We start from the raw sequence: 11,122 nt of genomic DNA on the forward strand, positions 1-11,122 counted from the left end.
CTCAGGACTGCTCTTTTGGCAGCCCCTCTTGCGGCAAAACCGGCACCACCACCATGCGGCGGTACTCCCCCAGCCAGTACGGTCCGCCCACCGCAAGGCCCTCGGGTTTTCGGGGCGACCTCTCGCAGGGCCCCTCCAACGGTTTGGCGTCCGGGTCGAGGTCGGCCATCAGCGGATCTCCGCACCCGCGGCACAGCCGCGGCCCGTTCGTCTTCCCCAACCACGACCAGCCTTGGCCGGGAACCCCATCCCGGCCACGTCCACCACTTTGACGGCGTCCATGCCCTTGCCCCGTACGTCGCCGATCAGGCACCGTACGCCGTACGGGGTGTCCTGTGCGCTGTACGGGTCGCCACCATGGCCTGAGCGAGGCACGCAACCGCGCGGGGGACTTCTACGAGCCCGCCGCCGGGTTGGCCGGACGCGCCTTTCCCGGGCCGGACGGGCTGCTCGACACCCTCCTCACCGAAGTGCGACGCCACTCCGGCGGCCGCATCACCGACGACCTGGCGCTGCTCGCGGTCACCCGAGGCAGCGGCTGAACCGGCGAACGACCTCTCAGCAGTGCGGCGCCTCGCACACCGGCTGTCGCCAACAGGGCTTCGAAGAGGGTTGGTTCGGCCACATGTCGGGCGAGCCCGGTGTGCCAGGGGTCGGCTGTGGCGGATGGCGGTGGCAGGGTGTGCGGGGTGCCATGAAATCTCCCGGGGGGAGGTCAGGGCAGCGAAATGACGGGTCGGGTGTGGCGGAGTTCGGGCGCCCTCACCAGGCCGGACCGTGCCCGGCGACGCGGCCTGCGGCGCTCGCAGGTGTCGCGCACGCGTGCAGGCGGGGCGGCTCGTGGAACGCCCCGCCTGCGGTGAAAGGGTGGGTCAGGCGAGGTAGTCGGTGACCAGCGCGGCGAACTCGTCCTCCGTGAGCACCCTCGTGCCGAGCTGCTCGGCCTTGGCCAGCTTGGATCCGGCGCCCTCGCCCGCGACAAGGATGGTCGTCTTCTTCGACACGCTGCTGGAGACCGTCCCGCCCGCGCGCTCGACAAGCTCGTTGATCTCGTTGCGGTTGCGCCCGGCCAGCGGCCCGTGCATGCCACCCGTGACGACGACCGCCTCGCCCGCCAGCGGCTTGGTTCCCTTGTCCGCATGGCCGGCGGTGGGCTCGACCATGTTCACCCCGCCCTTGGCCAGTTTGTCGATGACCGGGCCCAGTGTGGCGATGTGCGCCGCGATCTTCGGGGCGTTGGCCCCCGGAAGCTTGTTGACCTCCGCCAGCTCATCCGGCGTGGCAGCCCGGATGGCATCCATCGTGCCGAAGTGACGGGCGATCTCCCGCGAGAGCGTCCGCCCGGTCCGTACCACACCCAGCGCGCAGAACACCCTGTTCAACGGCTGCTCCTTCGCCTTGGCGAATTGGACCAGCAGCGAGTCGGCGCGTTTGTCGCTTCCGGTCGCCTCGGCGAGCTGTTCCCGGGTGAGGAAGAACAGATCGGCGACGTCGTCGACCAGACCGGCCTCGACGAGAGCCTCCAGATAGGTCACGCCCAGACCGTCGATGTCGAGCTGGTCGCGGCCCACGGCGTACTTCAGGGACGGCAATTTCCCGCACCCGCCGCTCGCCCCGCCCGCGCACTCCCATCGTTCACCGGACTTGTCGATGTCCCCGCCGCATCCCGGGCACGCCTCGGGCAGGACGATGTCGCTCTCCTCGCCCGTACGCAGCGCCACCACGGGCGCTTCGACGCGCGGGATGATGTCACCTGCCTTGTAGAGCAGGACGGTGTCGCCCACCTTCAGGCCGCTGTTGCGGATAAAGGCGGGGTTGTGCAGCGTCGCGTAGGTGACGGTGCTGCCGTCGACCTCCACCGGCTCCAGCACGGCGCGCGGGGCGATGTGCCCGGTGCGGCCTGTGTTCCACTCGACCGCAAGGAGCTTGGTCTGCGCCTCCACGGGCGGCAGCTTGTAGGCGATGGCCCAGTGCGGGTGACGCGTGCCAAAACCGGCGGCCTGCTGCTCGGCGCAGTCGTTGGCCTTGATGACCACCCCGTCGATCCCGAACGGCAACTCGGGGCGCAGCTGCTGTATCTCCTCCACGCGGGCCTGCGCCTGGGCCGGCGTGGCGTACACGCGCAGCCCGATGTCGGTGGCGGAGGTGGTCTGCACGCCCAGGGCGGCGACCTGGCCCATGACGGCCGCGTGGCTGGTGCCGGTGAGGAAGCCGGCGCCGTCCAGCTCCACGGCCCCGTAGGCGAAGAAGGTGGTTTCGATGGTGTACGGCCGGTCCTTGGCCCGCAGGGTTCCGGCCGTGCCGTTGCGCGGGTTTGAGAACATCTTCGCGTGGTGCGCGGCGCGGATCTCGTTCGCCTTCTCGAACTGGTCCCGGGTCAGCAGCACCTCACCCCGGATCTCCACGGTGGCGCCGCCGGGCACCTGGGTGGGAAGGCCGACGATCGAGCCGATCGCATGGCTGAGGTCCTCACCATGCGTGCCGTTGCCGCGTCCGACGAGCTGCACGAGGCGCCCGTCGCGGTAACGCGCCGCCATCGCGGCCCCGTCCAGCTTCGGCTCCACCGCGTAGCCGCCCTCCACCGGGTGGTCGATCCGGCGCGCCAGGGACGCGTCCCACTTCACCAGGCCCTCGGCGTCGAAGACGTTGTCGAGGGAGAGCATGGCCACGGTGTGCACCACATCGCCCACCGGAGCCACACCGCCGCCGACCTTCCCGGTGGGCGAGTCGGCCCGGACCTGGCCGGGGTGCGCCTGCTCGTAGGCGGCGATGCCGCGGGCGAGGGCGTCGTAGGAGGCGTCGTCGAGAGTGGTGTTCCCGTCTCCGTAGTACGCCGTGCTCGCGGCGAGGGCCTGCTCGACTGCGTGGTCGTAGGAGGCGCGGTCGGTCAGCGAAAGAGCAGATGTGGCAGTCGTCATGCGGTAATCCTTGCGTAGGGGTCTGACATCGGGTTCCGCACGCCCGCGAAATGCGCTACGTCAGCAGTCGGCCAGGTGGCGAGCACGGTCGTCGCCCCGGATCTGTCGTGGCTGACGCAAGAGCAGATGCACAGCGCATGCTGGGAGCGCCTGGTCTCTGGCGCCACGCCGGTCCCCGATTTAAGGTCCAGGCGTCTGGGTGGGCTGAAGCCTGGAACGGCTGGCGCAGGTCGACCTCCTCGGGGGTGTGCGGGTCCCCGCACACCTCGCCGGCCCGGACAGCGACGCCGCACCCCCAGCCGACCCGCCGGCCCGCCCGGCGCAAGAGCCATCGGTCGGCTACCGGCAGGCTCTCGACGCGCACCGGGCCAGCCGCGGGACATCGGTCGTCGACCCCAGGATCCGGGCGGCGGCCGAGCGGCAGGCCAGGTCCCAGGCCCGCGAACCGGAGCACCTCTTCGGCGACGGGCAGGCAGTTGTGGAAGAGCTGCGCGAGCGTGCCGCACGGCAGGGGGCGGCGGACACCACCTGGGCACGCGCCCTCAGGCGCCTGGCCGATGAGCGGGCCGGCCGGGTCAGCAGCGCCCCGCAGCGACTGGAGCGACCGGCATGACACAGATCCGTCACCGATCCGAGCTCGGTGCAGGCTCGGCTTGTGTGGCCGGGACGGGGCTCGCCGAATGCGCCCAGGTCAGACCGTAAAGAATCCGGTTCGGTTCTTCGCGATGTTTCGTGTCTTCTTGCGGTTGCCTGACTCGGCGAGCAGGACGAGTACCGCCGGCGACGTCGACTCCTCGGCGAGGAGGCGCTGCATCCAGTCCGTGACCTGCGCCAACTCGACCGGTGTCGGCACGTGACCGTCCTTGATGGACAGGTAGAACAGCCAGTCGTGGATGCGGCGGCGGATGAACTCGCGCCACCCCTCCGTCTTGAGCTGGTCGATCTCTGGCAGTAGTTCGGCCGACCACTGCCGGAACTCGGCAGGACCGGTCACCTTCATCGCGATCTTGTCCACGAGGGCGACCACCGCCGTCTTGGACCCCATCTCGTGGGGGTCTCGCAGGATCGTGGCCACGATCGCGCGGTCTCGGTCGCGGCTCCGCGAGGAAGCGGTTACCGAGACGACGCGTTGGTACGCGGACCCTCGGACGTGCTCGTCCGCGACGGCATCATCGACGTCCACGTCGACGATGCCGGCCCCCGCTAGCAACTCGGCCACATCGGAATGCAATGTCATCGCTTCATCTCTTCTCGCAGGGCTGGTTCTTGGCAAGCTCGCGCCGCTCCCGTTCAGCCTACTCATCCGCGGTAATTACGGCGGCGCCGCCTTCGCCATCGTGACCTGTGCGATCATCTCGCTCGTCCTGCACGTCAGGTTCAGTCGTAATCAAGGGCGTTGAGCGCCGGTACTGATACTCCAGACGAGCAGGCCCGGGACGTGCCGCCACGCGTCCCTCACAGGACCGCGCATGCCTGGCAGAGGTTAAAGCATGACGAAGGCCCCTCACCGCACGGGCGGTGAGGGGCCTCGCCTGTCTCAGGCGCGCGGGTTACTTGATGCGCATGAAGAACTGGTCGTTGCCGTTCTCGGTGAACGTCTCATCCCACGCCAGCATGCGGTCCTCCAGGTAGTACACGCGCAGGATGTTTCCCGCCCGCTTGTTGTGGGCTCGGGAGGCCGCGCGGACGGAGAAGTCCCACTTCTTGCTCGCCGCGCCCTCCACGGTGGAGGCGAAGGGGTACTCGTCGCACTCCTCCTTCTTCGTCTTGTCCGGGCGCTTGGAGGGCGGCAGGCCGGTGTCCTTGTACAGGTCCTTGTAGCGGCCCTTGTAGAAGCAGGCGCCGTCCTTGTGCCGGCGGTTGTCCTTGTAGGTCTCCTCGTGCAGCTTCTCGGTGATGCGGTGCAGACCCGGGGAGGATGCGGTGCCGGTGTACCGGCCCGGGATCTTCTTCGTCTTCGGCGGCTCGCCCGGCGCCGCGGGCAGCGGGTAGGTGTTGTTGGGGTTGTTGAAGGCGGCGCGCAGATGGCGGGCGATCTCGTCATGGTCCGAGCCGAGGGTGTAGGTCAGGAACGGGACGGCTTCGGGGAAGATGCAGGCCTTGGGGTACTTCTTGTTGCGGTCGACCATGTAGTCGGCCGAGTCGCAGCGCTGGAGGCGGCTGGGGATGTCGGCCGGTTCGACGGTCTTGTATCCGTCGGCGGGCTGGTCGGTGTAGGCGCGCACGTGCCAGCGGTTGAAGGAGATCTTGTCGCGGCCCTGGGTGCCGTTCTCGAAGTTGTGGATGTCCCAGTGGACCCAGGAGGGGTTGTTGTCCCACGAGGCGGCCGGTGCGCTGTAGCCGCCGGGGCTGGAGTTGCACACGGAGGCGGGCTGGTTGCAGACGCCTTCGAGGGTGAAGGGGATGCCGGGTGCGGTCCACCAGTCGTCGATGAGGCCCCACTCGTAGTCGATGGAGCCCTTGTCCACGGTGGAGAAGATGCGGGTGCGGCGCTGCTTGGGGTCGCCCTGGCCGAAGACCTTGACCTTGATGTAGGTGGTGCCCTCCAGTTCGACGGGGACGCCGTTGGAGTCGACTTCCCAGTAGCGCAGGGCCAGGCCGTAGTAGCCGCAGTGGGTGAAGCGGTTGTAGGTGCGGTAGCTGTTGAACTTCACCGGCTTGAGGCAGGCCTCGAGCCGGTCGGCGGGCGGGCGGGTGCCGATGGGATCCCAGCCCTGGTGGTTGTTGGGTGAGTCGGATGTGGTGGCGGGGGCCCCGGCCGTGGCCGGGGCGGTATCACCGGCCGGGGCGGCGGCCTCCTTCCTGGACTGCCCGTAGCCCTGGTTGACGGTGAGGGGCTTGGCGTCCGGCTGGAGGCGCTTGAGGGGCTTGGTGGGGGTGGGTGCGCTGTCGGTTGTGGGCAGGGACTTCAGGCCCTGGACGCGGGCTTTCTTGCCCTTGGCGCGCAGGTCGGCGAGGGTCTTCTTGGTCAGGCCGATGTCGCCGGTGCGGTAGGTCTGGCCGTCGTGGGTGACGGTCTTGGTGTTCATGATCTGGGCCGGTGTGCGCTTGGCCGGCGCCTGGTCCTCGGGGACGGCCGCGGCGGTTGCCGGGGCGCCGATGGCGAAGGCGAGGGCGGCGGCAATCAGGGTTTTGGTGCGTGTTTTGGCTCTCCACCTCATGTGGCGGTCTTCCCCCTTGCTGTTGGCCGGGGTCCGGTCGGGCCTGCTTTTCTCCCCCCGTGCGGCCCCGGGCTTTCGGCGAACAGCGCTCGACCTTGCCGTCTGTGCGTGTGCATGACAAGCAGGTTTTCGGCCCGGGTCAGGGCCTGATGTGGGTGAAGCCGCCGATGAAGGGTGGTGTGAGGTCGTGGGTGGTGAGGTTGAGGCCGGTAAGGGCGCGGATGGCGAGGGCGAGGCCCATGTCGTCGTGGTCTTCGGCGGCTTCGCCGGTGGGGGTGAGGTCGTCTGAGGCATCGAAGCCGACGGCGGTCAGGGCCGCGATGAGGGGGTGGGTGGTGTCGGCGCCCTGGGGGAAGGCGGCGGATACGAGGTCGAGTTCGGCAATCTCGGCTCCGTCGTGGGCGATGTACATGTCGAGGTCGTCGGGGGTGCGGCAGGCAGTGAAGGCGGTGTTGCCGTCGGCGGAGAGGCCGGTGAGGACTTCTGAGGCGATGCCGGTCCATCCGGTGCGGCCGTCGAGTTCGAGGATGAGGCTCCAGCCGTCGGGGAGGGTGCGGCCCAGGAGGAGGACGCCGTCGTCGAGGTCGCCGTTTTGGGCGTGGTAGGCGGCTTGGTTGAAGGCGTCGGGGAGGGTGCGGGGGTCGGGGACTCCCATGTGGTGGAGGGCGGTGCCCAGGCGGTGGTGGGCGAGGGTGATGGCCCAGCCTTCGCCGAACATGCCGGTGAGGTCCACGGGGTGGTGCCTTTCTGTCGGGTCCGTGGGCCATTGTGCAGGGGGGTGGCGGCGGGGAGGGAGCGTTTGGTCAGGCGGTGCGGTTGGCGGGGTACTTCGCTCTCTTCAGTGAGATGAGCGGCCACCCGGAGCAGTTCCGATTCGGGCGGGAGCCCGATGGGAGTGCCGTCACCTCGTGGGCCATGGGAGGACCTGGAGTGAACCTGCCAGCGTTCACAGACACCATTGAGCTGAGGACAGCGCGGCGACCGGCGCCGGGACAGCGGACCAGATCATCCCATCGCAACATCACCAACATGCCTGAAACAACCTTGAATACTCGTAAGGCACGTTCTTGACGCCCTACTTGACTCACATGCCTCGCAGCCCGGGCCGACCAGAGATAGCGTTGGCGTAAGCCTCGCGACGGTCGGCGGTCCACTTCGAGGCGCCGGAGTCCCAGGCCTCGGCGAGGGGGACGACTTGGTCAATGTCGAGCTGGCGTGCGTTGGTGAGAGTCTTGCCGTCGTAGGCCGAGTGCCAGGTGCCGCCGGTCAGGCGGCAGCCCGAGCCCTTCTGCGGCTTCTTCACCGCTTCCGCGATCAAGACCACAGAGCGGGTGTTGGGAGGCTTCGGGTGAGGTGCGGGGCGACCTGCTCGGCCTTGATGCCGTCCGGCAAGGCGACGATGGCCATGTAGCGGCTGGTGCGCTCGACGAGGGTGGCGACCGCCGAGGGCCGTGTGCCCATCACCAAGTCGCCTTCCCAGTGGCCGGGAACCTTGCGGTCCTCGACCTCGGCGGGACGCGCGCTGATGGACACCATGCCGCGGATGACGCCCCGCCCAGTGGGTCGGCGGGCGACCTTCGGGCGACGCATGGGCCGTGCGGACCGCAGCTTTTGAGTGAGGCTGCGATCAATTGCCTGGCGGCGGCGCGGATCGTAGAGCGAGAGGTAGATCGCCTCGTGAGAGATCTGCATCGCGGCGTCGCCGGGGAACTGACGTCGCAGCCAGCCCGCTATCTGTTCGGGCGACCAGCACAGGGCGAGCTTTGCCTCCACCATCGCGCGCAGAGTGGGCCGTTGGGCGAGCTTGACCTGCTGGGGACGGCGCCCCCGCTCGTAGGCGGCCACATCGGCGGACGCGGCGCGATAGTGGTGCCGGCGGCCGTTGCGGGAATCTCGCGGGAGATGGTTGAAGCCGATCTGCCCAGTCGTCGGGCCAGCTGCCGGGCGGACTCGCCGGCCGCAATGCCCCGGGATATCTCCTCACGTTCACTGCTGGTCAGATGCCGCTCTGACCGCTGCTGCGGAGCCAGGCGGACACCACCGCTCTGGTACAGGAACCGGCGGACATGGTGCATCGGTGCCCCGAGTGCCCGCCCCCTCAAGCGGAACGATTGCCCCTCGCGCCAGCGTCTCCAGATCTCATCCTGTTGAGCCGGCGAAACCCCGTAGTCCCGCACCTGTGCCTCCACGACAACATGATCATCCGTGGGTGGTGCGTTGATCACTTGAGGGTGCCATCGGTTAATGGATGTCCTCTCCCGACAGGCAGTCAGCTGCCATGCTGAGCAGCTGAACTCCCACCTCCACCCCCTTGGAGAGCAGCGTGGACCTGAGCGCCACCGGCGAACCCGTCATCGTGCAGGAAGACACCCGGGTCCACATCGGCATAGACCTTCGGCCGGGCACTCTCACTCTCACCCGGAACAGCAAGGACTTCGCGGCGTACCACGCCCTGGTGCAGTTCGCCTCTGTCCACGCGAACCCGTGGGCAGCGCGGGAGGTCAAGTTCTCGGCCAAGGGTCCGGACGGCAAGTCCGTGGGATTGACCGTGGATCTCCTCAACGACGCCTGCGACGGCCCCCGGGTTGGCGTTCCCGCAGCGGTCTGGAAGGTCGTGGCCCTCGCTGCGACCTCCGCCGGAGACGTCGGCATCACCTACACGCCTCCTGGCCGCGCCTGATGTAGGGATGTCGTGAACGGTGTGTCTCGGCGAGAACCGACTCCGCCGACCCCCTGACTGCCGTCTCCTGGCGGCCGTGCGATCCGGCATGGACGACAGCGGATCGGTTGTACGCATCGGCCGACGGGATCCGTGGTGCGGCGAACCTACGTCCGTGCGGGCGGATCTCCGCAAGGGGCCGTGGGGGCCATGGATGCCGGTGGATCAGGGCGGCTGGAACCGGCTGGGCCGCGTGCTCACCCCGCTGATCCCGCTCACCTTCGCAGCCGTCTTCGCCAAGGTGGCCGTGGCCGGTTACCGGGGCTGGAGGAACTCCGGGCGCTTGCCCACGGGGACCTCGTAGTAGGAGCGCTGGAGTCCCGGCAGAGTTGTTCCTCAGCCCCCGCTTTTCCAGTGGAGGCACTGAGCAATGACGGTCAGACGACTGCACCGTCACGTACCACCTGCGGCTCGGGCCGGCCCAGGGCGAGCTCACCTTGCACCCCGGGGCAGCGGTGTAGCTCCACAGGGGTTGGACGTGAACGGAGCCAGAAGCAAGTCGTCGGACGAGCAGACGTCAGAACAACAACCTGACCCTTGTCTCGATCAGCTGCGGCTCACGGTCGTCTTCTATACAGGACAGTGCCTCTCGTACAGCAAGGGCGCCCAGGCGAATGAAGACCATCTCGCAAGTTTCGGTGTAGTTCCAGCACAGGGCACGCACAATAACCCGGGCGCTGACCGGCGCTCCTCGGCGTGCGTCGGGGGCGTCGGTATCTGCCGCAGCCAGTTCCTGCATGATGCCGTGGGCGAGAATCTTCTCGTACTCCGGCGCCGGTTCAGGCTGAGTGGAGCAAGCAAACTCGACGGAGGGTGCGGTCCCGGAAGGTACCGGCTCGAAGTCCAGCTCCACCCTTCCGAACGTTGGTACACACGCGCCAGACGTCATCCGGGAGTGCACCTTTACTCCACGTACGGGGCGAGGGAGCGGGGTGGCGAGCCTGGTGGTCATGGCAGGCACCCTACGAACGGTGATGCCCCAGCACCATCGCATTTCCGGGGTGGCCTGCCCAGGGGCCGATCTTGACCTGGCCCCGCCAATTCGGCCCCGGAGTCCTATTGGGCTTACTGGGGAGGTCTTGGTCTTGTCGAGGTGCCCGTACACCGTCCACCGCGGCACTCCGAACATTACGTGACCTCGAAGACGTATGGTGCCGACCGCCGCCAGTTCGCCGGAGCGGCTGAGGAAGCCTCTACGATCCGGTTGATCACCGAACCGGGGAGGGTACATGGCCGAGGGCAGGGAAACGGACGCGGTCGCCGAGAGACCGGTGGAGCTGGCCTACCGGCTGTCCGTCGGCGAATTGGCGTCCGCGCTGCGGGCACGCGCGAGGAGCACCGGCGCGGGACGCTTTCAGCGTGGGGTGCTGGTGTGGACGGTGGCGGTCACGACCGTCGGCGCCCTGCTGTCGGCGGCCGGCTCCGGCCACCGGGACACACCCTGGCCGCTGTATGCGGGGGTGGTGGTCTTCGTCGCCTTCATGACTGCGGTGCCGTGGTTGCAGGCACGCCGCCTCCACCGGCTCGCCGAACGGCAGGGAGACATCTGCGGGACCATCGACGACACCGGGGTCCGGCTCACCACCGCGCACAGCTCGGCCAGCCACGACTGGCACCTCTACTCGCGCTATGCCGAGACACCGGAGCTGTTCGTACTTCTCAGCGCCGACAAGTCCGCCGTCGGCTTCGGCGTCCTGCCCAAGCAGGCCGTGGCGGACCCGGAGGAGGTGGACCGGCTCCGGGCGGTCCTCGACCGGCGGCTCGTGCGCGCGGACGACGCCGAGGCGCCCGGAGGCCCACGGAGCCGGGGCCGGGCCGTCGGCCGCGGGGTCGGCTCCGTCGGACTGTTGCTGCTGGGGCTACTGCTGTTCTTCTTCGCCTTCGCCGCCGTCCAACACGCCACGCACCCGGACCGCTTTCCCGGGATACAGCACAACACCGGCCCGATATCGGCCGTCATGCTGGGGCTGGGGACGGTTGCGGTCGCCGGGGCTTGGTGGCTCGTACGGCGGATGACGGCCATGCGGATCGTGACCGCCGTGCTCGCCGTCCTTGTCCTACTGGCCGGTGGCGCCGCCCTGTACCGCGTTGGGCCGATGCTCCACTGCTGGGGCTCGGACCGGATCGTTCGCGGGCCCGAGGGCGCCTACGTCTGCTACGACTTCTGAGCGGGCCACGGTCTCCGAGCGGCCTCGGAGAACATCTCTCGGCGGCGGGCCGCAGAAGCCGCTAACTGATCATTTCAGAATGAGTTCGGTGCGGCGGCTGGGAGTTGGCGGTGTCATCGGGCAGGGTCTGGTGGGTGGTTGATGATCTCGTCCCTG

Annotated in this window: 12 protein-coding genes and 2 pseudogenes; 5 read left to right on the forward strand and 9 right to left on the reverse strand. The window is 68.6% G+C overall.

Going from position 1 to position 11,122, the window contains the following annotated elements; translation table 11 throughout:
- Position 1 precedes the first annotated feature (1 nt).
- Complete coding sequence (locus AB0D04_RS40835) at positions 2–169, reverse strand: hypothetical protein (protein WP_362712473.1); 168 nt, start codon at positions 167–169, stop codon at positions 2–4.
- Positions 170–359: 190 nt separating this feature from the next.
- Here AB0D04_RS40835 and AB0D04_RS40840 point away from each other — a divergent pair.
- Positions 360–542, forward strand: a pseudogene (locus AB0D04_RS40840) (SpoIIE family protein phosphatase); the annotation flags it as partial.
- A gap of 330 nt (positions 543–872) precedes the next feature.
- On the opposite strand, the gene ligA reads toward AB0D04_RS40840, so the two are convergent.
- Complete coding sequence (gene ligA, locus AB0D04_RS40845) at positions 873–2,918, reverse strand: NAD-dependent DNA ligase LigA (protein WP_362712474.1); 2,046 nt, start codon at positions 2,916–2,918, stop codon at positions 873–875.
- Between the two features lie 247 nt (positions 2,919–3,165).
- On the opposite strand from ligA, the gene AB0D04_RS40850 reads away from it, so the two are divergent.
- Positions 3,166–3,531, forward strand: a complete 366-nt coding sequence (locus AB0D04_RS40850) for a hypothetical protein (RefSeq protein ID WP_362712475.1) — start codon at positions 3,166–3,168, stop codon at positions 3,529–3,531.
- A gap of 78 nt (positions 3,532–3,609) precedes the next feature.
- On the opposite strand, the gene AB0D04_RS40855 is transcribed toward AB0D04_RS40850, so the two are convergent.
- The 6 genes and pseudogenes from AB0D04_RS40855 to AB0D04_RS40880 form a co-directional block, all read right to left on the reverse strand.
- Positions 3,610–4,155, reverse strand: a complete 546-nt coding sequence (locus tag AB0D04_RS40855; protein WP_362712476.1) for a hypothetical protein — start codon at positions 4,153–4,155, stop codon at positions 3,610–3,612.
- Between the two features lie 313 nt (positions 4,156–4,468).
- Complete coding sequence (locus AB0D04_RS40860; RefSeq protein WP_362712477.1) at positions 4,469–6,079, reverse strand: hypothetical protein; 1,611 nt, start codon at positions 6,077–6,079, stop codon at positions 4,469–4,471.
- Between the two features lie 139 nt (positions 6,080–6,218).
- Positions 6,219–6,812, reverse strand: a complete 594-nt coding sequence (locus AB0D04_RS40865) for a DUF6461 domain-containing protein (protein ID WP_362712478.1) — start codon at positions 6,810–6,812, stop codon at positions 6,219–6,221.
- Between the two features lie 387 nt (positions 6,813–7,199).
- Positions 7,200–7,415: pseudogene (locus tag AB0D04_RS40870) on the reverse strand (HNH endonuclease); the annotation flags it as partial.
- Complete coding sequence (locus tag AB0D04_RS40875) at positions 7,394–7,924, reverse strand: IS30 family transposase (RefSeq protein WP_362712479.1); 531 nt, start codon at positions 7,922–7,924, stop codon at positions 7,394–7,396. The gene AB0D04_RS40875 and the pseudogene AB0D04_RS40870, both read right to left, overlap by 22 nt.
- A complete protein-coding gene (locus AB0D04_RS40880) occupies positions 7,810–8,154 on the reverse strand; it encodes a helix-turn-helix domain-containing protein (RefSeq protein ID WP_362712484.1) in 345 nt (114 codons plus the stop codon). Before AB0D04_RS40880 ends, AB0D04_RS40875 begins: the two co-directional genes overlap by 115 nt.
- Before the next feature lie 248 nt (positions 8,155–8,402).
- Here AB0D04_RS40880 and AB0D04_RS40885 point away from each other — a divergent pair, with 248 nt between their 5' ends.
- Positions 8,403–8,759: a hypothetical protein gene (locus AB0D04_RS40885; protein ID WP_362712480.1), complete on the forward strand. Its 357-nt coding sequence runs from the start codon at positions 8,403–8,405 to the stop codon at positions 8,757–8,759.
- Between the two features lie 193 nt (positions 8,760–8,952).
- On the forward strand, positions 8,953–9,102 hold the full coding sequence (locus AB0D04_RS40890; protein WP_362712481.1) for a hypothetical protein: 150 nt from the start codon (positions 8,953–8,955) through the stop codon (positions 9,100–9,102).
- 213 nt (positions 9,103–9,315) lie between these two features.
- Here AB0D04_RS40890 and AB0D04_RS40895 read toward each other — a convergent pair whose 3' ends face one another.
- Complete coding sequence (locus AB0D04_RS40895) at positions 9,316–9,651, reverse strand: hypothetical protein (protein WP_362712482.1); 336 nt, start codon at positions 9,649–9,651, stop codon at positions 9,316–9,318.
- A gap of 376 nt (positions 9,652–10,027) precedes the next feature.
- Here AB0D04_RS40895 and AB0D04_RS40900 point away from each other — a divergent pair, with 376 nt between their 5' ends.
- Positions 10,028–10,966, forward strand: coding sequence for a YcxB family protein (locus AB0D04_RS40900; protein WP_362712483.1), 939 nt, complete (start codon positions 10,028–10,030; stop codon positions 10,964–10,966).
- Positions 10,967–11,122: the final 156 nt, after the last annotated feature.

Origin of the sequence: Streptomyces sp. NPDC048483 (assembly GCF_040651455.1) — a bacterium.
GTDB lineage: Bacteria > Actinomycetota > Actinomycetes > Streptomycetales > Streptomycetaceae > Streptomyces.